General features: G+C 50.8%; 22 protein-coding genes. 10 read left to right on the forward strand and 12 right to left on the reverse strand.

Features of this window, described 5'->3' with window-relative positions; all coding sequences use genetic code 11:
* Nucleotides 1-35 precede the first annotated feature (35 nt).
* Nucleotides 36-548 carry a hypothetical protein gene (locus ACJJID_RS10210; protein ID WP_444919401.1) on the forward strand — a complete coding sequence of 171 codons (513 nt, stop codon included), beginning with the start codon at nt 36-38 and terminating at the stop codon, nt 546-548.
* Nucleotides 549-609: 61 nt separating this feature from the next.
* On the opposite strand, the gene ACJJID_RS10215 is transcribed toward ACJJID_RS10210, so the two are convergent.
* From ACJJID_RS10215 to ACJJID_RS10230, 4 genes are all read right to left on the reverse strand, one after another.
* Nucleotides 610-1746 (reverse strand): TIGR01620 family protein, encoded by a 1137-nt coding sequence (locus ACJJID_RS10215; RefSeq protein WP_444919402.1) that lies wholly within the window; start codon nt 1744-1746, stop codon nt 610-612.
* Entirely contained in the window at nt 1746-3215 is a 1470-nt protein-coding gene (locus tag ACJJID_RS10220) for a YcjX family protein (protein ID WP_444919403.1), read from the reverse strand. The genes ACJJID_RS10215 and ACJJID_RS10220 overlap by 1 nt, the downstream gene beginning before the upstream one ends.
* A 106-nt stretch (nt 3216-3321) precedes the next feature.
* The gene (locus ACJJID_RS10225) at nt 3322-4131 is read right to left on the reverse strand and encodes a GIN domain-containing protein (protein WP_444919404.1); all 810 of its coding nucleotides are present in this window, start codon (nt 4129-4131) and stop codon (nt 3322-3324) included.
* A gap of 134 nt (nt 4132-4265) precedes the next feature.
* Nucleotides 4266-4688, reverse strand: a complete 423-nt coding sequence (locus ACJJID_RS10230) for an HIT family protein (RefSeq protein ID WP_152454107.1) — start codon at nt 4686-4688, stop codon at nt 4266-4268.
* Nucleotides 4689-5025: 337 nt separating this feature from the next.
* On the opposite strand from ACJJID_RS10230, the gene ACJJID_RS10235 reads away from it, so the two are divergent.
* The 4 genes from ACJJID_RS10235 (at nt 5026) to tcdA (ending at nt 7276) form a co-directional block, all read left to right on the forward strand.
* Nucleotides 5026-5385 (forward strand): hypothetical protein, encoded by a 360-nt coding sequence (locus ACJJID_RS10235; protein WP_152454108.1) that lies wholly within the window; start codon nt 5026-5028, stop codon nt 5383-5385.
* Between the two features lie 130 nt (nt 5386-5515).
* On the forward strand, nt 5516-5980 hold the full coding sequence (locus tag ACJJID_RS10240) for an FKBP-type peptidyl-prolyl cis-trans isomerase (RefSeq protein ID WP_152454109.1): 465 nt from the start codon (nt 5516-5518) through the stop codon (nt 5978-5980).
* A gap of 38 nt (nt 5981-6018) precedes the next feature.
* Nucleotides 6019-6483 carry a thiol-disulfide oxidoreductase DCC family protein gene (locus tag ACJJID_RS10245; RefSeq protein ID WP_444919405.1) on the forward strand — a complete coding sequence of 155 codons (465 nt, stop codon included), beginning with the start codon at nt 6019-6021 and terminating at the stop codon, nt 6481-6483.
* Nucleotides 6470-7276 carry a tRNA cyclic N6-threonylcarbamoyladenosine(37) synthase TcdA gene (gene tcdA / locus ACJJID_RS10250; RefSeq protein ID WP_444919406.1) on the forward strand — a complete coding sequence of 269 codons (807 nt, stop codon included), beginning with the start codon at nt 6470-6472 and terminating at the stop codon, nt 7274-7276. Before ACJJID_RS10245 ends, tcdA begins: the two co-directional genes overlap by 14 nt.
* Here the strand turns inward: tcdA and ACJJID_RS10255 are convergent.
* Complete coding sequence (locus ACJJID_RS10255) at nt 7273-8124, reverse strand: LytR/AlgR family response regulator transcription factor (RefSeq protein ID WP_444919407.1); 852 nt, start codon at nt 8122-8124, stop codon at nt 7273-7275. The two genes, tcdA and ACJJID_RS10255, sit on opposite strands and share 4 nt — an antisense overlap.
* Nucleotides 8125-8288: 164 nt before the next feature.
* Between ACJJID_RS10255 and ACJJID_RS10260 the strand changes: the two genes are divergently transcribed.
* Nucleotides 8289-9482 (forward strand): acyltransferase family protein, encoded by a 1194-nt coding sequence (locus ACJJID_RS10260; RefSeq protein ID WP_444919408.1) that lies wholly within the window; start codon nt 8289-8291, stop codon nt 9480-9482.
* Between the two features lie 8 nt (nt 9483-9490).
* On the opposite strand, the gene ACJJID_RS10265 is transcribed toward ACJJID_RS10260, so the two are convergent.
* Together ACJJID_RS10265 and ACJJID_RS10270 are read right to left on the reverse strand one after the other, a co-directional pair.
* Nucleotides 9491-11155, reverse strand: coding sequence for an aminotransferase class V-fold PLP-dependent enzyme (locus ACJJID_RS10265; RefSeq protein WP_444919409.1), 1665 nt, complete (start codon nt 11153-11155; stop codon nt 9491-9493).
* Nucleotides 11152-11940 (reverse strand): TatD family hydrolase, encoded by a 789-nt coding sequence (locus ACJJID_RS10270; RefSeq protein ID WP_444919410.1) that lies wholly within the window; start codon nt 11938-11940, stop codon nt 11152-11154. Before ACJJID_RS10270 ends, ACJJID_RS10265 begins: the two co-directional genes overlap by 4 nt.
* 32 nt (nt 11941-11972) lie before the next feature.
* Here ACJJID_RS10270 and ACJJID_RS10275 point away from each other — a divergent pair, with 32 nt between their 5' ends.
* Entirely contained in the window at nt 11973-12605 is a 633-nt protein-coding gene (locus ACJJID_RS10275; protein ID WP_444919411.1) for a LysE family translocator, read from the forward strand.
* A 95-nt stretch (nt 12606-12700) separates the two neighbouring features.
* On the opposite strand, the gene ACJJID_RS10280 is transcribed toward ACJJID_RS10275, so the two are convergent.
* On the reverse strand, nt 12701-13183 hold the full coding sequence (locus ACJJID_RS10280) for a hypothetical protein (RefSeq protein WP_444919412.1): 483 nt from the start codon (nt 13181-13183) through the stop codon (nt 12701-12703).
* Between the two features lie 498 nt (nt 13184-13681).
* On the opposite strand from ACJJID_RS10280, the gene ACJJID_RS10285 reads away from it, so the two are divergent.
* Nucleotides 13682-14806, forward strand: a complete 1125-nt coding sequence (locus ACJJID_RS10285; protein ID WP_444919413.1) for a M14 family metallopeptidase — start codon at nt 13682-13684, stop codon at nt 14804-14806.
* Nucleotides 14807-15084: 278 nt separating this feature from the next.
* Here ACJJID_RS10285 and ACJJID_RS10290 read toward each other — a convergent pair whose 3' ends face one another.
* From ACJJID_RS10290 to ACJJID_RS10300, 3 genes are all read right to left on the reverse strand, one after another.
* Nucleotides 15085-16614, reverse strand: a complete 1530-nt coding sequence (locus ACJJID_RS10290; RefSeq protein WP_444919414.1) for an MFS transporter — start codon at nt 16612-16614, stop codon at nt 15085-15087.
* Nucleotides 16615-16763: 149 nt separating this feature from the next.
* Nucleotides 16764-16964, reverse strand: coding sequence for a hypothetical protein (locus tag ACJJID_RS10295; RefSeq protein WP_444919415.1), 201 nt, complete (start codon nt 16962-16964; stop codon nt 16764-16766).
* Between the two features lie 32 nt (nt 16965-16996).
* Nucleotides 16997-17158: a hypothetical protein gene (locus tag ACJJID_RS10300; RefSeq protein ID WP_444919416.1), complete on the reverse strand. Its 162-nt coding sequence runs from the start codon at nt 17156-17158 to the stop codon at nt 16997-16999.
* 81 nt (nt 17159-17239) lie between these two features.
* Here ACJJID_RS10300 and ACJJID_RS10305 point away from each other — a divergent pair, with 81 nt between their 5' ends.
* Both ACJJID_RS10305 and ACJJID_RS10310 read left to right on the forward strand, forming a co-directional pair.
* Complete coding sequence (locus tag ACJJID_RS10305) at nt 17240-18442, forward strand: phosphatidylinositol-specific phospholipase C domain-containing protein (protein WP_444919417.1); 1203 nt, start codon at nt 17240-17242, stop codon at nt 18440-18442.
* Between the two features lie 179 nt (nt 18443-18621).
* Nucleotides 18622-20385 (forward strand): M28 family metallopeptidase, encoded by a 1764-nt coding sequence (locus ACJJID_RS10310; RefSeq protein WP_444919418.1) that lies wholly within the window; start codon nt 18622-18624, stop codon nt 20383-20385.
* Between the two features lie 406 nt (nt 20386-20791).
* On the opposite strand, the gene ACJJID_RS10315 is transcribed toward ACJJID_RS10310, so the two are convergent.
* Complete coding sequence (locus tag ACJJID_RS10315) at nt 20792-22426, reverse strand: AMP-binding protein (protein ID WP_444919419.1); 1635 nt, start codon at nt 22424-22426, stop codon at nt 20792-20794.
* Nucleotides 22427-22450 lie beyond the last annotated feature (24 nt).

The following is a 22450-nucleotide window of genomic DNA, read 5'->3' on the forward strand; positions in this document are numbered from 1 at the left end:
GCGGATAGAATAACAGTCACTGGAAAGAGTAACCCATGGGCAAGACAATGAACTCTCCTTCTTTAGCCATTCTCAAAACATTGGGACTTTTGTCTTTGCTAATCACAAGCCTCCCAAGCAATGCCAATACCCACCCCGCTTACCTCACCGAAAATTACTGTGACAGCGTGGTGGAGCAATTTGTAGGGTCAGGCATGCGCAGCTTGGACAAGTACGTGAATGAACACTTCAATCCGGAGTATAAAGGCGGTATTCGCAATACCATCCGTTTTCTAGAGCAGCGTCTAGAGTGGCTAAATGAGTGCAATGCCTATTTGGTAGATACCAATAGTACCTACGTATTCTATAGCCAGGATGACACTCAAAATATCTTTTCGGCGATCACTGAGTTAACCCGGGAACTGCAACACGTGCGCTCTGGTGTCGAATACCGGGACGATGCCGGAAATAACAACCCTACCCCCTTTATCAAGCGCCGCTTTGCCACTCTGGCAGAACTGGTTGATCGCCACCATACGCGCCTACTTATGAAAAAGCAGTTCCAATAAGATTCTGCCGTTTTACCATCAACTCTCGGCCCGCGACGCCTTGCGGGCCCCTTCGATAAGTTCAGCGCTTTCGTGAAAACTTCTCTCCAGACTTAGTGGGAGTATGCACACCCCGACTGCCAAACCCAACCACAGAGAAAACTTCTGGCATACGCTCCTTTAACCCGATACCAATGCGCTTTATTAATGCAGATAAGCGCGGGCGCTGCTTTTCAGCAAAAGGGATAGGCCTACAGCTTTGCATGGCGGCGAGCCCGATCCGCGCCATAAACAGGCTTGCGCCTACACCCTGCCCTAAGCGCGCGGAAACCGTACCAGCCAGACTATCTCCCACCAAGTCTGGCCACACCTCACTGATAGCGTATTCACTGGCACCACTATAGGCCACCAATGCGAGGACCTTCTTGAAAAGGCGCCAACGCACCACAATCGATGGCTGCACACCATAAATTTGAGCTACATCGTCAATCATTCGTAACGACTGGCGCAGAGCTACCAGAATATCGATACTGGCAAAAGGACTGAGGCCCACCAATGCACCTGTTGTCGTTGCATGGCGAACCACACGGCGCTGCGCTTCCTGGTCGAGAGCATCGAGGAAGGTGACTTCAAGGTGCTGCAGTAACTCACTGCTATCATAGTAATCCGGTGCGTCGTCCAATACTCGGTTGAGCAGCACCCCTTGAGGCTTCGCCGAGAAATGCTCTTGCAACTGCCGACGGAAAGATTCCGCCTCCTCATGACTGCGGCATTCCCGCATTTCAGCCGCCATGGCCTGTGTTTTTTGCAACTTGCGCAGCGGCTGCCCAGCACGGAAAAACTCCCACAGAGAGCTGATAATTGCAGCGGCGAAGCTTGCAATCACTACACCGGCAAGAATACCGAGCCCCCAATGTTTATCCGCGGCCCAGGTATATAACTGGCGCAACTCCCAAGCGAGGACAGCCACTATTAATGCAACAGATGAGAGCAGTGCCGGCTTTAACCATTTAAGGCGAAAAACAGGCAAGCGCAGTTCCGAGAAGGCAATCCTATCGGGTAGAGATTCTCCTGTAGTGATAGATCTTGGAATGTCCCCCTCTTCTTCGTGTAGGCTTTCCACACGGGTTGTATCCCTGTGAGGAGTGTCTCTCTCTGGCTCCTGTAAAGACTCTATTCGGGTAACTCGGCGTGGCGCCTCTTTATTCTCATCGCCCATCAAACCTTATCTCCAAGCAGCAAATTCAAAAGCGCATCGACACGGATATGTGGAATGGAGCCGGCATCCATCCCCTGCGGAGGGCGCAACTGGGGCGGAGCGGCACCGGTGTAATGACTCCAGCCACCCTCTTCACTGGGAAGATGCGAAGATATCTCGGCATTCTCAAAGCCCAGATAACGCCCATTTAGATCATGCCCCACCAACATGCGCCGACCATTGCGCTGATCCTCGCGGGAGCAACGTACGGCGGCAATCGCTTCACTAAAAATTGGTAAACCGCGGTGACGCGCTCCGGTAAATGTCTGCTGCAATTGCTGCCCCAGTAGCTGACGCAGGGCGTCGTGATCGGCAGCAAGCACCTGATCAACCTTGGTAGCGGCAAATAACAGACGATTCACCTTTGGTCGCCATAATTTGCTGAGCAGGCCGGACTCTCCGTAGCGAAAGGTATCGGCAATATGGGTAAACGCCAAGCGCATATCCTCCAGGGCCTGCTCGCCGGCAAACAGGGTACCGATCATATCCACCAGTACCAATTGACGGTCGAGATGCTTGAAGTGACTCTCCAAAAAAGGGGCTACCCTGTCATGTACATAGGTTTCATAATGGCGACGCAGAACCTGGTAATTACTGCTCTCAGGCAACTGCCTCAACTCATCGGCACTAAAGCCCCTAAGGTCCAGCAGGGGTAATACACGGTATTCTTCATCATCCAATAGCGCGCGCCCTGGCTGCAAATAGCTGAGTTTGCGCTCACCACGACAATTCAAGAGAAACTGGCGATAGTCACGCCACAGCGCTGTCAGCTCGGACTCCTTTGCCTCAGCCTGAGGAGAAAGCGCAGCCAAACGCTGCAGAAGCTCCGGCGCCAACCCTGCGCGCGTGTCGCCTCCAATGACATGGGCCTGATGCCGACACCAATCGCGAAAATCCATTCGCATCATCGGCAGGTCCATCAACCACTCACCCGGGTAGTCCCGCAGCTCCAGAATCAGGGTCTTGTGCCCACTGCCACGAAAACGGCGGTGGCGTCTAAGATGAATATGCAATTCCATTGCCGAAACATCGCGGGTACTCTGCGGCCACCTGGGCGGGTTTGACATCAAGGCATCCAGGCAGCTTTCATAATCAAATACTGGCAGGCCGGAATCGAGGGCAGGCTTTAACTCCGCGCCCAGTAAGTCTCCGTTTAACGCGGGGGCAAAGCCAGGTAACTGTGCTTTCTGTGGGTGGCTCAGCTGATAAATGAGACTGGTGAGCAGGGTCGACTTACCCGCACCACTCAAGCCCGTCACCCCCACGCAGACACGGCGATCCATGAGGCGCTCGGCGACCCAATGTGATTTTTCCTGTGCCCCCCGTCCCCAGTGGCGCAGTTTTTCTTTGAGGCGTCGACTGCGTTTATCTCTTTGATCTGAAGGGTCTTCCAGGCTCACCTGCCCAATCCCTGTCACCTGCGATTCCATGGGGAGTTCACTTCCAAAATAGAAAATTAGGCCAAAGAAAATGAGGCCCTGAAAAGGTGGGCACTGTCTCATAGACAGTGCCAGCAATGAAGTTTGACAGCGGGGGTTAGTCTACCAGTGCAACGTCGCCCGATCCCATTACGGAAAAAGAATCTTTCTGCGGGCGCTTGAGGACGATATCCCCGGACCCCATCACAGAACCACTGGCGTTATCTGCGCGCAAGCTACGGCCGACAAAGTCACCAGAGCCCATGATTCGAATGTTAACGTCGGCTACACGACCGCCAACTCGCATATCCCCCGAGCCTTTGATCTCTGCTGTGAGCTTCTCACCAGTGATTCCACCAAGGAAAATATCCCCCGAGCCACTGATGCCAATTTCACTGCTGACGGATAATGCCTTATCCAGGATCAGATCCCCAGAGCCCGTAACATAAGCGCTGAGATTCTCTGCTGCCGCTTTGGCAACGCGCACGGTGCCAGAGCCTGTGACTTTTAGGTCAAGCGTTTCACTTTCGAGGGTTTCCGCCACAGCCTGGCCGGAACCTGTCACCTCGATTCCCTCAACCTTTGGCATGGTAACCGTAAACTGTACCTTCTGATCCAGGTCCCGGGTAATGGTGATCACACCAAACCAGTTCTGAGTGTTGTCATCCACAGACAACTCCAACGTACTGCCTCTCACCTCCGCTTTAGCGTGAGGCATTACATCAGTTGGGCCAGTCGCATGTACGGCAAAATGGTCCCCCTGAATCACTTCAACATGGGAGCTACCCCGCAGGGAAACTCGGGTAAATCCACTGACATCGAAGTTTTTATTTTCCGTTTTTTCAGCCTCAGCGATGGCACTACTAAGGGCAAAGAAGGCCAGCAGTGCAAACATCGGGGCTAAAAAAGCTTTTCTAGTGGTTGCCATTGTCAAATTCTCATCTTTATCACTGTCACGTATTACTTGACTACCCGAGTATACGAATTGGATGCAGTGCCTCCAGAAAAAATCTGCAGGCACAAAGGGGACTAGCTAGTCAGCTTATGAATCCAGGAAACTCATCAAGCGCACTCCGCCTCCGGACAACCCTGCTGCTTTAGGGCGCTACGGATCTTCTCTGCTTCGGCCGCTAGCTGCTCGGGCGTTGCACTCCTTTGCAAGGAGAAGTCGAAGTCAGTCAGCTCATTGACGGGAATCAGATGAATATGAGTATGTGGTACTTCCAAACCGGCAATCATTACTCCAACGCGCTTAGGGGAATACACTGCCTTCAGTCCTTTGGCGACTTTTTGTGCAACCAACATCAGGTGCGCCGCAAGCTCTGCAGGCACTTCGTCCCAATGATTAATTTCTTCAACCGGGATTACCAGACAATGCCCCGGTTTGATGGGGGAAATGGTCATAATTGCAATCGCTTTTTCATCCCTCCAAATAAAGTGTCCCGGTAAGTCCCCATTCAAAATTTGTGTAAAAATGCTTGCCATAATTCAATCCAATCAGTTGCAATTTTTTATTTGGTTCAATCGTGCAGTCTAACACCTGCCCTGAAAAACTCAGAATAAAGAGATAAAAAACACTAACATAAATAGCGTTTTTTTATTTGGCGTAGTTAAAAGCACGATGGGTAACTACCTGTCGAACAGAATGACAATTTTCTTAAGGTACGTTGGCAGTCCAAGAGAATATGACTTACGCTGCACAGCAATTAATGTTGTACCGTATTTGAGCCAATGCATTCTGTGCATTTTTTCTATCACAATATTTTTTTCGGCTCTGCGGAATTTTATATTTCAGTACCAACTGCTCACCGGGGGGAGAGATATGAACAGCCTGTTAGAACAGGTCGGTGGTGCTAAATTTGTCTGTCAAACAGTCAATGAATTTTACGAAACCATAGGCCGCCACCTTTCCAGTTACGAAACCTGTGATCACCGCAAACAACAAAGTCGCCAGGCACAATTTCTAAACCACGCCTTCTCTGAACAACCCGAGCCCGACCGCAGTAGTCGCGCCAGTTTTCTAGCCCGCGGCCTGAATCCAGCCCTGTTTGATGCCCTGCTCGAATACCTCGAGGCCCGCTTTGAAGAGCTGGAGTTTCCATGGCAGCTTAGTACAAATCTTATACAGGCAGCGAGCAGTCTTTATGGCGGCTGCGAACAAGACCTCTCCATCGCCTGTTGATACTCCTTGCGCCGCACGAGTTGCGGCGTGTGTAACCTCTCAATACAATTACTTCCTCACAGCCTTTACCTACCGTTTTCCAGCGCAGCGGTAAGCGCTACTTCACTCACTCTTCAATCAGAGACTATCCATGAAGATTGCCAACCACACAGTTGTGGAAATCAACTACACCCTGAAAGATGCAGACGGAACAGTCATCGACTCCTCCGCCAATGGGGAGCCACTCAAGTACCTGCAGGGCGTGGGCAACATTATTCCTGGCCTCGAGCGGGAAATGCTGGAAAAGGCACCTGGAGACAAGTTCACTGCCGTGATCTCTCCTGAAGAGGGCTACGGTCAACAAAACCCTGAGCTGATCCAAACCATGCCACGCAGTGCCTTTGGCGGCGTAGAAGAGCTGGAGGTCGGTATGGCTTTCCATGCCCAAAGTACCGATGGCCACCCTATCGAAGTCGAAATTATCGATATTGATGGCGATGAAGTCACCATTAATGGCAACCACCCTCTTGCCGGAGTAGAGCTGCACTTTGAGATCGAAGTCATCTCCGTACGCGAAGCGACTGCAGAAGAGATCGACCACGGCCACGTGCACTAAGCCGTTCGGCGGCCCTCTGGGTCGCCAGCTCCTCCCCGATGGCCCCTATACCCCCTTCTACACCAGAGAAAATCGTTCTTTTCGATAGCCAGTGCAATCTCTGCAACGGCTGGAGTCGCCTACTCCTTAAGTATGATCCGCATTGTCGCTTCACTCTCTGCCGTGTGCAGTCTCAAGCAGGTCAGTATTACTTGAGGAAGCTAGGTTTACCCCTGCAAACCTATGAGAGTGTGATCCTGTTGGAGCGCCAGGGGAGCGCCTTCTTGCAATACCATAAGAGCGAGGCGGCCCTGCGTATCTCCGCCGGCCTCGATGGCTACTGGCGCTACCTTGCATTTTTACGCTACATTCCGCGCCCAGTGCGGGACTGGCTGTACGATCTTGTAGCGCGCAATCGCTACCGCTGGTTTGGTCGGCGCGCTAGCTGCCTGTTGCCCTCTGCAGCACAAAAACACCGTTTTCTGGAAGAAGTATCGGAAAAGAATCCCAATGAGTCTGTCTGAACAATACCTGCAACGCTTTGGCGGTATCGGCCGCCTGTACGGTAATCATGCCCTGGAGATACTGAACCAGGCCCATATGGTAGTCATCGGTATCGGCGGAGTGGGTACCTGGGTCGCAGAGGCACTAGCCCGCAGTGGTGTAGGTGCCCTGACTATAATCGACCTCGACGATGTTTGTATCACCAACACAAACCGCCAGTGCCATGCCCTATCCTCTACCGTTGGGCAGATGAAAGTCGAGGTGATGGCCGACCGACTCAGGCAGATCAACCCCGAAATTAACGTCTCTTCTATCGACGACTTTATCGCCACAGACAATCTGGCCGAGTTGATAAACCCGGATAAAGCTCAGATTGATAGTGTGATAGACGCCATCGACAATGCACGAGTGAAGGCCGCCCTGGTAGCCTATTGCAAGGCGCGCAAGTTGCGCCTGATTACCGTTGGCTCCGCCGGCGGAAAGCGCTCTCCACAGGCTATTGAGTGTGCAGATCTCGGCCGCACCATCAACGACCCTATGCTGGCCAAAGTGCGCCAGCACCTCTACCGCTTTCACAACTTTCAAAAAAGCAGCAAACGTCAATTCGGCGTGGACGCCATTTTCTCTCGTGAAGCGATGGTTTATCCAAAACCCGATGGTGAAGTTTGCCATCAGAAAAGTGCCATGCAAGACGGGGTCAAATTAGACTGCAGTGGTGGTTTTGGTGCAGCCACCATGGTTACCGGCACCTTTGGCTTTGTGGCAGCCTCCCGAGCCATAGAGCGACTTTTACAGGCAAAAGGTACGAGCTAATTCGGCTTAAGCTGAGCCTTGAGCAAATCCCTATAACGTCGACTCACAGGGATTTGCTGACCACCTTTCAGGCAAATACGTGCATCCCCACTTTCAAGGGGAGTTATCTCGGCAATTGAATCCAAACGCACAATAAAGGAGCGATGCACTCGCACAAAGTCATCTGGGTCCAAACGTTCCAGTAACTTTGCCATGGTATCGCGAAGGGGATAAATTCTGTCTCCCAAATGTAAATTTACATAATTCCCCGCAGCTTCCACCCACTCAATATCTCGCACATTCACCAGAAATTCTTTACCCAGCTTCTTTATTAAAAGGCGTTCGGGGCGCTCAACCGAGTCTGTTAGCCGCCCGTCATGCGAGCGTGGAACCGGCTCACTTTGCATACGACGCAGGAGAAAACGATAGAAATAGACAGAACCCAGCAGAAAGCCATAAGTACGGAAATCTTTCAGGTACTCATAGAAAAACTCGATTCCCCAATGACCAAAATTGTAGGAACCACCTTCGAGAGAGTAGATCACCGTACGCAGTGCCACCATGGCAACAACATGTAAAAGCGACCAAGGCAGAGTCAATAGTAGGTGAATAATTAAATGGCGAGCGAGTGTTTCCTTATTTAGGGGAAAGCGACGATCCCAGAATAAAATCAACGGGAATAATAACCCCACCACAAAAATGCTGGTCCCTTCCCAAACCAGAAACTCCCAGGGCTGAAACCTGGACTCCCCTCCGAGATGCTCCAGATACACCACTGTGAATTGCACCAGCCAAAGCACAATTAAAAACAGAATCCAGAGCACTATTTCAATCTGCCGTCTGCGCGCCAGGTACAGCTGTACCGACATTTATCCCAATCCCCATGAAATTTCGCCAGTAGCATAGCCACAACTCACCCCTGAAAACCACCACTCACACCTATAGCAGTGCATCTCACGTTTTTTGGCTGGTAGACAGAGCATTTCTCCATGGAGCATAGCGGAACTCGTTTCAAATCCAAATGAAGGAAGCTATGCAAAAAATCACCCAACGTCGCCATGACATCGATGCCCTCCGCGTGTTGGCCTTTGGCCTGTTGATTCTGTATCACCTGGGTATGGCCTATGTGGCCGAATGGGGCTGGCATGTGAAGAGCACTCATCAGAGTGAGTCTCTTCAGATCCTGATGCTGGCAGTCAACCAGTGGCGAATGCCACTGTTGTTTCTCATTTCTGGGGCAGCAACTTACTTCCTGCTTGGTAGACTGGGGAGCGCTCGGTTTTTCCTCCAGCGGTTGCGCCAACTTCTTATCCCACTTCTCTTCGGCATCTTAGTTGTAGTGCCACCACAAGCCTACTATGAAGCGCTCTCCAACGGCGTTATAGAGCCAGGATACCTGAGCTTCCTCTGGCAATACTTTACGTTTCAACCCTGGCCGGCGGATAGCTTTGCAGGCAGCCATATCGGCTTCACCTGGAATCACCTGTGGTATTTACCCTACCTGCTCTGCTACACGCTAGTCATTATCCCAGTGTCTTATTTTCTGCGAGCCTACCAGGCGAAAATGGACAACTGGATAGCTGGTCTCAAGGTATGGCAGCTTCTATTCATACCACTACTGCCCCTCACCTTATACGGTCTCTACCTCTTCCCACTTTTTGGTGGGATTAACTACGCCGTTGTTGGTGATTGGTATACCCATGCACAGTTTTTTACCTTCTTTTTACTTGGCTATCTGCTGGTAAGTAATAAAGCCCCATGGAAGCTGCTCGTGCGCCTGCGCTTCTTCCTGCTGGTTGCGGCTCCGCTTTGTTTTTGCCTGTTCCTGCTGTTCGACCGGGGATTGGAAGGGGATATGTTTCCTGGACAATCTTTAATTCAGTTGATTGTTATTTATGCAAACCGCTGGTTTTGGTTGCTGGCAGTATTGGCATGGGGGCACTATTACCTGAACCGCCCCTTTACATGGTTGCCCTATGCCACAGAGGCAGTTTACCCCTGGTATATCCTGCATCAGACCATTACTGTTACCGCGCTCTTTGAGCTCAAAGGGTTATCCTTGGGGCCCGTTATTGAGCCACTACTGGTCTTTTTTATAACGGTGATAGGTTGTCTCACTATTCACGAATTTATAATTCGTCGGGTGTCTTTGTTACGCTTACTGTTCGGCCTAAAAGCCAAAACCCTTGGTAAGCCCCCGATCCTGAGCCCGATTAACCAAAACTAATGACCCTATCACAATCGATTTTCACCGCTCTCTACCTGGTGAAAAGCTCGGCGCATTAAGGCGTAAAATCCATTGCTGCGAGACTGACTCAAGTGCTTACTAAGCCCCAGCTCTTTAAATAGCAGGGGCAGATCCAGCGCTTCAATTTCCTCCGCAGTGCAACCATCTATCTGCGAGAGCAGTAGTGCTCCGAGCCCTTTTACCACCCGGCTATCGCTATCGAGCCCAAAGAAATGACGCCCATCAATTTCCCTGTGTACCAACCAGGCTTCCGATTCACAGCCGCGCACGAGATTCTCGGGATTACGGATTTCCGGCTTGCGGGAAACCACTTTGCTCCACAGTAATAGCTCTCGATAACGCCCCTGCCAATTTCGATGGGAAGCCAGGCGCTCGAGTTGCAGCAGGGAGAAATCATCTCTGGTCCAGCTAGTGGGTTCTACTTCTTGATCTGATGTGGCCAACTGCTGAACTTCGCAGTAGTCATCCAGCGCCTGCAAAAAATCCCTGACGTCACTGTCCGTGTTGTAGGCAGCCACAGAAGCGCGCACCGTAACCTGATTACCACTGGTTCGCCCCAGTATTTGTGCGCAATGATGCCCTACTCGCACAGCAATATCCCGTTCGTCCAGCCAGTGCATTAAATCTGTAGCACTACCATGGACCGGTACAAATGCAATGATTCCCAGGTTATGGTGAGCTTGACTTATCAGGCGAAAGTTTGGAGAGGCACTTAGCTCCCGGTGCAGCATGCGTGTTAGCCGTTGTTCATGTTCGGCCATGGCGACACGATCCTGGCGGGAGAGAAAATCTAGTGCGGCACCCAGTCCGGCAATAGCAGCGAGTGGTGATGTGCCCGCTTCAAACTTATGCGGTAATTCGGCGTAGCGGCTCTGCTGAAACTCTACCTCGGCTATCATCTCACCCCCACCGAGCCAGGGTGGCATCGACTCCAAAAGGGTTTCCCGACCATAAAGAAAACCTATCCCGCTGGGGCCGTAAAATTTATGCGCAGAACAAACAAAGAAGTCACAGCCAATTTTCTGCACATCAATTTCTTCATGAGCGGCTAACTGTGCTCCATCCACGACCCACATTATGTGCATGCGACGCAGTAATTGGCGTATTAACGAGAGATCAGGACGCAAGCCTATTGAGTTGGAACCCCCTGTCAGAGATACCACTCGGGTACGTTCATTTAACACTTCCCCCAATCGATCAAACTGGGGAACTCCAGCAGTATGTGGTACATAACGCAGGATCAGATTATGCCGCTTCGCCGCCATCTGCCAGGGTACGATATTGGCGTGGTGCTCAGCCGTGGAAATCACGATTTCATCGCCGGGCTCTAATTCACTGCAAAGACAGTGAGCGAGTAGGTTCAGGGCCTCAGTTGCACCGCGACAGAAAATGATTTCTTTTGCACTCGCGGCATTCACAAACTGCCTGGCTTTATCACGCACCTGCTCAACCATTTCAGTAGACTTGCGCGCAAGTCGATGGCTGGACCTATGAGTATTGGCACTACTATGAATATAGTAATCCCGCATCGCATTAATGACCGATAGCGGTTTTTGCGTGGTGGCCGCATTATCCAGATAGACAAGACCCGCATTTTCCTCCTGGGCAAAAAGTGGAAACTGCTTTTTGAATTGTTCTGCGGAAAAACTCATAGGGAAAATAACATCTCAGTATTTTTTCGGGTTGCAGTGGCCACTTCCTGCAGGGAAACATCGCGCAAAGCTGCTAGCTCAGCAGCTATTAATGGTAGATTTTCCGGGCTGTTTCGCTGTCCTTGCCGGCCTGACAACGGCATATCCGGCGCATCGGATTCTAGTATCAAACTCTCCAATGGTACTCGTGCAACCGTTCGACGGGTTTTCGCCGCGCGGCTATAAGTGATAGTGCCACCAACGCCTAGATAAAAGCCCATCTTCCAATACTCCATGGCCATCTGTTCACTACCGCTAAAAGCATGCACCACTCCTCCCCGAGGGAGGTGGTATTGCTTCAATAGCTTGAGCACTTCGTTGTGCGCTCGATGCACATGTAGAATAAGTGGTAATTGTAAATCGCTGGCAACTTCCAACTGAATTTTAAATACAGCCATCTGACTTTCCAGGGGAGTCGCTATAGCCGCATCCAGGCCGCACTCCCCGACGGCAACACACTGGTTTTGCTTTAGGTGCTCAGCCAGCATCCTGCCCAGTTCGGCCTCGCCCCTATAATCTCGCTCTTCCTCACAATTTTTTGAGACCCACCATGGATGGACACCTGCAGCTGCATGCCATTGCGGCTGATTGTCGACCAAATGTGCAAGCCTTTGCCATTGCGATATGCAAACACCGGGAATGATCAATTGATTAATTCCTACATCAGTACAGCGCTGCCAAACCTGGGCCCGGTCCGGCTCAAAAATATCAAAATCAAAATGACAGTGGCTGTCGATCAATTTCACTTGTGCTTCCCTAGCTTTGCCTGCATCTTAGCATGACGCCCAAAATGGAACCCGAGGCTCCCTTGTTAGAAACGCTGTTACCCATCGCTCTTTTTGTCTTTTCCACCAGCATCACCCCCGGCCCCAACAACCTGATGATTATGTCATCAGGGCTTAATCACGGAGCCAGCCGCTCATTGCCGCACCTCCTAGGGATCTGGCTCGGATTTCCGGCGATGATCGTTGCAGTGGGGCTAGGGCTCGGTTCGCTATTCAGCCAGTTTCCCATTCTTCATGAAATTATCCGATGGATTGGCATAAGCTACCTACTTTATCTAGCATGGCTTATCGCCTCCACTCGTGAGATAGACTCCACCAGTGATCGCCAGCCGTTATCTTTTTTTCAAGCCATCGCCTTTCAATGGGTCAACCCCAAGGGCTGGATTATGGCTATAGGCGCACTCGCAGCATTTACCAGCCCAAATGGAGAGGTATGGAAAGACATTGTGCGGATCGCTTTGTCTTTTATTGCCATTGGCGGTCCCTGTGTCGCTATTTGGCTGTTCTTTGGGATAGGGCTAAAGCGATTCCTAACAGAGTCCAATCACCTACGGCTGTTTAATATCCTCATGGGCCTATTACTGGCGGCCAGCGTGGTTCCTTTGGGGCTAGAAGGTCTATATTGAGCCAGCGCTCACTGGGAGAGAAAACAACGCAGGAACAAGGGACTACAAGTGCCAACTTGGAGTCCCCATCATTCTAGGAAAAGAAGTCGAAAAATTTAGCGCGATGCGGTCTGGGTAGTAGTCGCAGCCCGCAAGGCCGCAGAGTCCTCAAGCCAAACGATATCACTAGCGTCAATCTGGCTTTCGGTGACATCGGATAAAGTTTCTCCGAGGCTCTGTAGGGTCTTCTCTTCCGAGGTGAAAGTTTCTATCGGCATCTCAACCCAGGCCTGCCCCTCTTCGTCGGTTACCTGACGCACTTCGCCTCCGTCCAGGCTACTGACGTGACGGTCGATTACGGAGCTACTGCCCGGCGGTAAATAAATGGTGCCATTTGTGATATCCACCGCAAAAGCTACCACTCCGGGAATAATGCCAAACAGTAGTGCCGCCCCATCCAGTATCAATATGGCGGGGTCAACTCTCCCACCACTCTGCCCTTTGCGCTCAGGGTATAAAAAATAACCACAAGCACTCATATTGATCACCACGGTCAACAGACCGCTGAATACGATGCCACGCTTGAGATTTCTATTCATGGCCTACCTCTATTATTGACTTTGAAAATAGTATCCAGGCGGGTATATCCCCCTGAAATGAGTTCCGCCAAGCCTTTGAGCTTCCCCCAGTACACCTCAATCAACCCATTATCGGCGGGGCGAAAGATAAGCAAATTTACGCCTATCTGCACCAACGTACAACAATTGCTCAATGGTACTGCCTAAACTTTAACCAGCACTTGTTGCGGGATGTTAAGGAGATGTAGTCGATTTCTGACAGTGTGGAGTGACGCACTTGTGATCAGGCCGGGCAGTGAGCAGTCGCCAGGGGTCCGACACCGGAAATTTCAGGGAGCAGTAGTCGTAGCGGGTGCCGCCATGGAATGGCTAAAGCACGGTATCGAATGCGGTACCGTGCTTTTTTAATTTCAGAGAGCGCAAATTGCACCCTCAAGTGGCGAAATCCCCCACTCTCCCCCTGAAAAAATCCCTCCAGAGCTGTATCCTGCGCCCAACAACAAGAGTGGAGCTCACTACATGTACATAACCAGTGCCTTTGACAGCGGTAATATCGAAGTGATCAACGCTGAAAGCAGCCCGATTGAGCTGGCTATACGCCAGGATAACAACTCCGATTTCTACCAGTGGTTTCACTTTCGGCTAGAAGGTGAGGTGGGCGCCAGCTATCCACTGAGTATTGTCAATGCAGGCAAATCCGCCTACCCGGAAGGTTGGGAGAACTACCGGGTATGCGCCTCCTATGACCGCCAGAACTGGTTCCGTATCGGCGCCAACTACGATGGCAAAACCCTCGACTTTACCGTAACCCTGGATGAGCCCAGCATCTATTTGGCTTACTTCGCGCCCTACTCCTGGGAGCGCCACCTTGACCTGCTGGCCTGGGCCCAGAGTAATGAGCGGGTGAAGATCCAAACCCTCGGTAAAACTCTCGATCAACGCGATATGACCATGCTCACTATCGGAGATGCCGAGAGTGCCAAACACCGTGTATGGATGATCGCACGCCAACACCCCGGGGAAACCATGGCGGAGTGGTTTGTGGAAGGCTTCCTCGAAGCACTGCTGGATGATGCCAACCCCCAGGCCCAGAAACTCCTCGCGGATACTGTTTTCTACGTGGTTCCCAACATGAACCCCGACGGCAGCGTTCGCGGTCACCTGCGCACCAACGCCGCTGGGGCCAACCTGAACCGTGAGTGGCTCAATCCAACCATGGAGCGCAGCCCAGAAGTGTTCCTGGTTAGAGAAAAAATGCTGGAACTCGGCGGGGATATCTTCCTGGATATTCACGGTGACGAGGCGCTCCCCTACAACTTTGTCGCCGCTTGTGAAGGTATTCCCGGCTATGACGAGCGCCATGCGAAACTGGAAGAGACCTTTAAACAGGCCTACGAGGCAATCAGCCCTGACTTCCAAACCGAGCACGGTTATGAGCTGGATAAACCCGGCGAGGCCAATCTCACTATTGGCACCGCATGGGCCGGCCACCAGTTCCGCACCCTAGCGTTGACCTTGGAAATGCCGTTCAAGGATAACGACAACCTACCGGACCCAGTGGAAGGTTGGTCTCCAGCACGAAGCCAGCAATTGGCTCGCGATATTCTCTTCCCTATCCGCGAGGTACTGGAAACTCTGAAATAGCCTCAACCTCACTCGAAACATCCCGGCAAGTTTTGCCGGGATGTTTTTAGAGCAACCAACAGCAAAGAGACAGGTAAAATTGTTAGGTGACTGCGCTGGCCTTTCGATGTACCAAGTCTATTTAACGGGTGTACAAGTTGCCCGATGACTTAATTCAATCTAAACAAATATACCCACCCTAAGAAGCTCGCTATTAAACCAGCCCTCTTTTATTAGTATATTCATTTAATTCTATTATTCGTACACGACAACTATATTTAGAGACGCCAAAGGTAAAACTAAAAAGCGTGAGATCGCTGTGCTTTTAGTAACAACAACGCTACTGCCACTAATAAAAGAAAGGTAAATACCACCAAGCCCCACATGACCGATTGGAATGCTAGAGCAAAAGAACGATCGAACATTTCGACTACTTGAGTATGCAACTGAACAGATACGCCCGCCGCACTGTAATCCACTCGCTCAGGGTTCATTAACAGAGAGTTGATATATTTTTCAAATAACTTTGTGGTTTCCAGGCCCGCCTGTTTAATCTGCAACAATAGATTGTGCTTTTCCAATAGTCTAAAAACCGTACCGGTTACAGCCAACCCTAAGGCAGCGCCAATATTCTGAATACCCCACAACATTCCCGTGGCAATACCAGCACTATTCGCCGGCAGGGCACCAATAGCAATGGGCGCAGTGGCACTAAAGACAAATCCCCAAGCAATACCAAAAGGGACAAAAGCTAATAACAACGTAACAAGATTTGTATCAGTGGAAAATTGAGTCATCACAATAGCGGCGATCAAAATACATATCACACCAATCAAGATGGGTACCGCCGGTCTGTAGCTTGTCGCCATTCGCCCCGCTACAGGAGAAACTAGTGCCATCACCAGAGTGATCGGCAGCAAAATCAGGCCAGACATTACCGTGGTATCCTGACGCACAACATGCAGGTAGAAAGGTAGTAGAAAGAAAGCGGAAATCAGGAAAACCAGCAGGCTGAAATTAGTGAGTACACAGGCAGAAAAAAGCGGATTTTTAAAATAGGAGAAATGGATGAGTGGCTGTTCCAGCTTGACTTCAATCCGGTAAAGTAACCAAAAGCTAAGCACTGAGACCCCTAACAGAACCAGAATAGGCCAACTCAACCATCCAATTTGTGGCCCCTCTATCACTAGTAAAACCAGAGATCCCACGCTGAGTGCGAGTAAAATCATACCACGCCAATCGATATAGCTCTTTTCCCTATCCAGGCTCTGAGGACTCTTCATGACAAAGAGCCCTATTGCGGCACTAGCCAATACAAAGGGGATGTTGATATAAAAAATCGAGCGCCAAGAAAAGAAATGGCACATGAAGCCACCAATTACCGGGCCAAGGGCGAAGCCAATTGCCAAAATAGACATCCACCACCCCATGGCAAAGCCGGCTTCTTTTTCTACAAAGCTGTGGGATAACAGGGCAATATTATTCGGCACAATGATTGCAATCGCTACGCCTTGAAGGCCTCGCCAAACGATCAACCACAGAGGATCATTTGACAGTCCCGCGAGTAGGGAACCAAGCGCGAGTAGTAGCCAGCCAATATTAAGCATCTTCAATGAGCCAACAATATCTCCAAGGCGCCCCATACTCGCCATCAGGATACACAGCATTAGCATGAAAATGTTGATAATCCATTGGGTCTGGATAAACGTAGCCGCAAGGCTCTGCTGGATTGTAGGAAGGGCGATACTGACAATGGTGTAATCCAGACCCAGGATAAAGGTGGCGGGAAAGGAACCCAGTAAAATGGTCCACTTATTGAGTCTTTGCATGGTTCGCGAATCCTATCACTTACCCCCCAAAAAAAGGGAGCACTGACCAACCAACCCCTAAAATATCTACTGGTGTTTGAATAAGTGTAGAGCTTATTTTTTTATAAGAACCTCATCGCTTTCAACAAAGCTTTCAAGCTAAAGCCACCTCAATCAATCCTCGAACAGGATAAATCACGCCAAAAACGATTATTCTGCGGCGCAATACGCCCCATGGAAAATAAAGGAAGTAATACAATCAGAGGAATAAAGTGGCGCAGACAAAAATCGAAACCTTCTACTCCCAAACTCACAAGAAGGAGAATATTTTTTGCTTTAGCAGAAACATAAAAAAGAGAGTAAATCTCCACACAAAACATTCCCAACTCAATATTTGAACTTTCTATCCATCCAGACCGACCTTTAGGCCAAAAACAATCGCAAAAACAAATAACATGCTCCACTCTCTATAGACAGAAGAACCGATCCATAGTAAAAAATAAAAAACAATAAAAGCCCCACCTAACAATGCACCACCAATAATAATTAAATCAATAAAAATCAATAAAGCTTTTCCCTCACTTCAAGTCACCAAACTGAAGGGAAAGGTTACTTACATTCAAAAAAAAACCTGCGGAAAATAATAATGAAGCATACTATCAGGCAGTTTATTCAGGCGGTAATCTCTATCATTCTATTTGTCAGCACTCCACTTTGGGCGGATAACATTTCCGATTTTCAAAATAGTTGGACCGGCAGAGCCCTGGATCTGCAACGGAAAATCGACAACCACACCCCTATGAGTGAGAACAATATTCTCGGCACACACAACTCTTACAATTCAGAAGTCTATCGGGCTTGTAACTTTTCTGTAGGTTGTCGCTATCTCGATCCCCAACAGGAATATTCCATCAAAGATCAGTTGCGATTGGGGGCAAGATTTATTGAGCTGGACGTTCACTGGACAGCAAAGATGGAGAGTCTTTTCTCCTACCCCAAACGCCTGCTGCTCTGTCACGGGTTCTGCAGTCTGAATGACAAGTACGCTACCGAAGGCTTCAACGAGGTGAGGGACTGGCTAAATGACAGCGCCAACCAGGATGAGGTGATTATCCTGTATATCGAAGACCACTCCGATGGCCACCACCAGGATCTCTACGATCAGTTAACCAGCAGATTCGGTGACAAAATCTATTACAGCGGCGGCTGCCAAAGCATCCCCAGCACACTCACCAAGAACCAGGTGCTCGCTGCCGGTAAACAGGTAGTGCTCTGGAAGGATGGTGGCTGCTCTGGAAACACCAGCATGCAGAATATGGCCTTTACCGGACTCGGCGAAATCGGACGCGTATGGGAGGACAGCACTACTATTGGCACTATTGGCGAAATCTTCAGTGGTGGCATCGAGAGAATTACCACTAACGATGTGCGCAATGGCTTCGCCCTGGGTCACAACATTATCAACCTGGATAATATGAACACCAGTGACGGCCGTATCGCCGCTGCCATCTGGTCCTGGGATCAAAACGAACCCAATAACCTCAATAATGAAGATTGTGCAATGCAGTGGGGCAATGGCCGCTGGAACGACTCCAACTGCAGCAATCAATACAGCTTCGCCTGCAAAAATATAAGTGATGGCAGCTGGGTGGCTACCGCCTCTATCGGCCCCTGGGCTTACGGAAGCGCCAGCTGTCAAGCCCTTGGCAGCCAATATGTCTTTGAGGTACCCACCAACAGTAAAGACAATCAAGCCTTGAAGGCGGCGAAGGAAGCCACCGGCTACGACAAGGTCTGGATTAACTATCAAGACCAATCGAATGAAGGTCAGTGGCTGCGCAGCGAGTAAACCCCACTCCAACCACTCCCAAATAAATGCTTACTCGGGCCCGTGTGAGTCACGCGGGCTCTTCTCTCCTGCCAACTACCCCAACCTTTCAATACCCCCTTGGGTTCTTTGAGAACTGTCGTTAGTTTGCTTTATATCGTGCATAATCCCCATCTGAGCAAGACTCACAGGACATAATTATGCAAATCCCTACCCTCTGGCGCCGCCTCGGCTTGGCCATTGCCGTCGGCAGCGCTCTGACCGCTTGTGGCAAAGGCACCACCGAAGCAACCAAGCCGCACGCTGATCACGACGCAGCCCACACTGATCACCAACAGACACCTGACGCCAAGCTGTCTCTCAGCGAAGCCGAACAGGCTCAGGTTGATGCGATTGCCGCAGACCTACACAAACATGTTGCGATCCTCGCCTCCGACAAGTTCGAAGGGCGCGCGCCTGCCACCAAAGGTGAAGAACTCACTGTGAATTACCTGGCGGATCAGTTCAAGGCCCTTGGGCTGGAGCCTGGGGCTATGGACGCTGCCGGCAAACCCAGCTGGTTCCAACAAGTCCCTATCGTGGAAATGGAAATAGAAACTACCCCCCTAACATTCAAGGGAGATGGTTTTGAGCAATTGCTGCAACCGATCGACGATATGGTGGCCTTCACCCAGAGACAAACCGCGGGCTCCTCCCTGGAGAGCAGCGAGCTGGTATTTGTCGGTTACGGCATTGTCGCTCCAGAGAATAACTGGAATGACTACGCCGGCCTGGATATGAAAGGCAAAACCGCAGTCATTTTGGTGAATGACCCCGGTTACGCGACCAAAGACGAAGCTCTGTTCAATGGCAATGCCATGACCTATTACGGTCGCTGGAGCTACAAGTTCGAGGAAGCCGCCCGCCAAGGTGCCGATGGTGCGATTATCATTCACGAAACTGGTGCTGCCGGTTATCCCTGGGAAGTGGTCAGTGGCTCCTGGTCTGGGGCACAAGTCAGCCTCGAAGCCGAGAACAAAAACGCTGACCGGGTTGCCATTGAAGCCTGGATGACCAACCAAGCCGCCAACGCACTATTCCGTTCAGCGGGTCTGGATCTACAAAAGGAAATGGACGCAGCCAAAACCCAGGGCTTCAAACCAAAGGCTCTCGGGGTTACTGCTAGCGTAGAGCTGAAAAACAGCCTGCAGAAATCCAATTCCCGCAATGTGGTCGCCAAACTGCCAGGCAAAAAGCATCCCGATGAGGTGGTTGTCTACACCGCGCACTGGGATCACCTGGGCGTGAACAAAAATGCGGAAGGTGAAGACCAGATCTTTAACGGTGCCGTAGATAACGCCACTGGCACTGCCGGCCTGCTGGCTATGGCCGCTGAGGCAGTAAAGCTGGATCGCCCAGAGCGCTCACTGCTGTTTGTTGCCGTAACCGCTGAAGAGTCCGGCTTGCTCGGCTCCAAATACTACGCAGAAAAGCCCGTTGCCCCCTTAGAGAAAACCGTCGCGGGCATCAATTTTGACGCCATGAACGTATTGGGCCCGACCCGTGACATTACCGTCATCGGTTACGGCAGCAGTGAGCTGGAACAACTGCTGGAAGTATCAGCCAAGGGACAGGGCCGCTACCTGGCTGCGGAAGAGCACCCTGAGCGCGGCTACTTCTATCGCTCAGATCACTTCAGCCTGGCGAAAAAAGGCGTACCCATGCTGTACTTTGACTCCGGCACAGACGATTTTGAGCATGGCCGCGAATGGGCCCAGGCAAAAGGGGCAGAGTATGTCAGCCAGCATTACCATAAACCCGGCGACGAGTATGATCCCTCCTGGAACCTGAAAGGCTCAGCCATGGATCTGCAGCTTGGCCTCAAATTAGGTCTGCAGCTAGCCAATAGCCGCGACTGGCCCAACTGGTACGAGGGCAACGAGTTCCGCGCGATTCGCGACGCGAGTTCCGAAGCCCGCAAATAAATACCCCGTCGAATCTTCTACTGCGGTGATAACCCCAGCATCGCCGCAGTAGAAGCCCAATCTCTTTTTATCGATATCGCTTCTTGCCCTAAACATCCCTATTAATCTTTTTATCTCCCCTCCGCCGGTAAACGAATATCTCGATTGCGAGTAAAACAAGCCGACAAAAAAGCCCACTATTTTCAGCGGAGCTTTTGGGAGACCCTCATACATGCACAGGGGAATCGTTCACCCGGCAATCAGTGAATAGATTTTTTTCGATTAGATAGTCGCCGAGGAATTACTGACGCAGACAAGGGGGGGGGAGTTTGAGGGGATTTTAGTGGACCAGAGCCGCTCAATCGACCGACAGCAACACATCCTTGTGTCGCAATAACCTGCCAAATATTTACAGGCTAACTATCGATCAAGCGCCGACTGCATCCTTCTTCTTCAATTCTTCTTCGCGCAATTCACGGCGCAGAATCTTGCCAACATTCGTCTTCGGCAGATCATCGCGGAATTCAACCGATCTCGGCACCTTGTAAGCCGTCATATTTTCGCGACAGAAAGCGATGACCTCTTTCTCAGTCAGAGAGGGGTCCGCCTTAATCACAAAAAGCTTCACCTGCTCACCGCTCTTATCATCGGGAATACCAATAGCCGCGGCTTCGGTCACCTTTGGATGGGCGCTGACGATATCCTCAATCTCATTGGGATACACATTGAAGCCAGACACAATAATCATGTCCTTCTTGCGATCCACAATTTTGATGTAACCATCGTCCTGGATCACCGCCATATCACCGGTATTCAACCAGCCTTCGCTATCGAGGGTGTCAGCCGTGGCCTCTGGGCGCTGCCAGTAGCCTTTCATTACCTGAGGACCACGTACACAGAGTTCACCGGGAGAATTATTCGGCAAGTCGTTGCCGTTCTCATCCACGACTTTGACTTCGGTTCCCGGAACCGGGATACCCACGGTACCTAGCTGCACGCCATCGGTGGGGTTGAAAGACACAACGGGAGAAGTTTCAGTCATCCCGTAACCTTCCATCACCACACAGCCGGTCAGCTCTTCCCAACGCTTGGCGGTATCTCTCGTCAACGCCATACCGCCGGAAGCCGTTGAGTGCAGTTTACTGAAATCCAGCTCTGCAAAATCTTTATTCAGCATCAGGCCATTAAACAGGGTATTCAGACCCACAAAGCCAGTGAAACGCTGCCCTTTCAGGGTTTTCACAAAGCCGGGAATATCGCGCGGATTGGGAATCAGCAGGGAGTGGTTGCCGGTGGAGAACAGACACATGCAATGAATGGTAAAAGCGTAAATATGATAGAGCGGCAACGGAGCAATATAGAACTCCTCACCTTCTTTCATACCGCTGCCAAACGCTTCGAGCACCTGCTGCATATTGGCAACCAGGTTGCGATTGGTCAGCATTGCACCCTTGGCAACGCCGGTGGTGCCGCCAGTGTATTGCAACACCGCAATATCTTCTGGTGCGCGTTCAATATCTTCGCTGGCCTGCTGTGCACCGAGGGAGAGAGCCTCACGGAAATTCACCTGCTGGGAAAAGGAGAATTCCGGCACCATTTTTTTGATGTGCTTGGCTACGCCGTTAATCAGAACCCGCTTTAGAGGGCTATGCAGATCGGCGATCTCGGTAACAATCACTTTCTCAACACTGGTTTCGTCTACAACGGCAGAAGCGGTATCGGCGATATTGGCCAGTACTACCAGCGCCTTGGCGCCGGAATCATTCAACTGATGCTTTAATTCACGCGGTGTATACAGCGGGTTGGTGTTGACGACCACGAGTCCGGCACGTAGAGCGCCGAAAACCACCACAGGATACTGCAGTACATTGGGCAGCTGGATAGCAATGCGATCGCCGGGCTTTAAATTAGTTTGGTTTTGTAAATAGGAGGCAAACTTTGCGCTCAGGGTATCGATATCACCAACGGTCAGGGTTCGCCCCAGGCAGGTGAAAGCCGGTCGGTCACTAAATTTGGCGCATGCGCCTTTAAATACATCGAGAATGCTGCGATCAATGTCCAACTCTCTTCTCCCATTCCTGATTGT

It is taken from the genome of Microbulbifer sp. CnH-101-G (assembly GCF_052466775.1).

Coding starts and splice junctions, on each gene's coding strand:
- ACJJID_RS10285 (WP_444919413.1), top strand. CDS start 13,682: ATGTACATAACCAGTGCCTTTGACAGCGGTAATATCGAAGTGATCAAC.
- tcdA (WP_444919406.1), top strand. CDS start 6,470: ATGAGTCTGTCTGAACAATACCTGCAACGCTTTGGCGGTATCGGCCGC.
- ACJJID_RS10235 (WP_152454108.1), top strand. CDS start 5,026: ATGAACAGCCTGTTAGAACAGGTCGGTGGTGCTAAATTTGTCTGTCAA.
- ACJJID_RS10275 (WP_444919411.1), top strand. CDS start 11,973: ATGACGCCCAAAATGGAACCCGAGGCTCCCTTGTTAGAAACGCTGTTA.
- ACJJID_RS10310 (WP_444919418.1), top strand. CDS start 18,622: ATGCAAATCCCTACCCTCTGGCGCCGCCTCGGCTTGGCCATTGCCGTC.
- ACJJID_RS10210 (WP_444919401.1), top strand. CDS start 36: ATGGGCAAGACAATGAACTCTCCTTCTTTAGCCATTCTCAAAACATTG.
- ACJJID_RS10215 (WP_444919402.1), bottom strand. CDS start 1,746: ATGGGCGATGAGAATAAAGAGGCGCCACGCCGAGTTACCCGAATAGAG.
- ACJJID_RS10225 (WP_444919404.1), bottom strand. CDS start 4,131: ATGGCAACCACTAGAAAAGCTTTTTTAGCCCCGATGTTTGCACTGCTG.
- ACJJID_RS10265 (WP_444919409.1), bottom strand. CDS start 11,155: ATGAGTTTTTCCGCAGAACAATTCAAAAAGCAGTTTCCACTTTTTGCC.
- ACJJID_RS10245 (WP_444919405.1), top strand. CDS start 6,019: ATGGCCCCTATACCCCCTTCTACACCAGAGAAAATCGTTCTTTTCGAT.
- ACJJID_RS10255 (WP_444919407.1), bottom strand. CDS start 8,124: ATGTCGGTACAGCTGTACCTGGCGCGCAGACGGCAGATTGAAATAGTG.
- ACJJID_RS10220 (WP_444919403.1), bottom strand. CDS start 3,215: ATGGAATCGCAGGTGACAGGGATTGGGCAGGTGAGCCTGGAAGACCCT.
- ACJJID_RS10260 (WP_444919408.1), top strand. CDS start 8,289: ATGCAAAAAATCACCCAACGTCGCCATGACATCGATGCCCTCCGCGTG.
- ACJJID_RS10240 (WP_152454109.1), top strand. CDS start 5,516: ATGAAGATTGCCAACCACACAGTTGTGGAAATCAACTACACCCTGAAA.
- ACJJID_RS10290 (WP_444919414.1), bottom strand. CDS start 16,614: ATGCAAAGACTCAATAAGTGGACCATTTTACTGGGTTCCTTTCCCGCC.
- ACJJID_RS10305 (WP_444919417.1), top strand. CDS start 17,240: ATGAAGCATACTATCAGGCAGTTTATTCAGGCGGTAATCTCTATCATT.
- ACJJID_RS10280 (WP_444919412.1), bottom strand. CDS start 13,183: ATGAATAGAAATCTCAAGCGTGGCATCGTATTCAGCGGTCTGTTGACC.
- ACJJID_RS10230 (WP_152454107.1), bottom strand. CDS start 4,688: ATGGCAAGCATTTTTACACAAATTTTGAATGGGGACTTACCGGGACAC.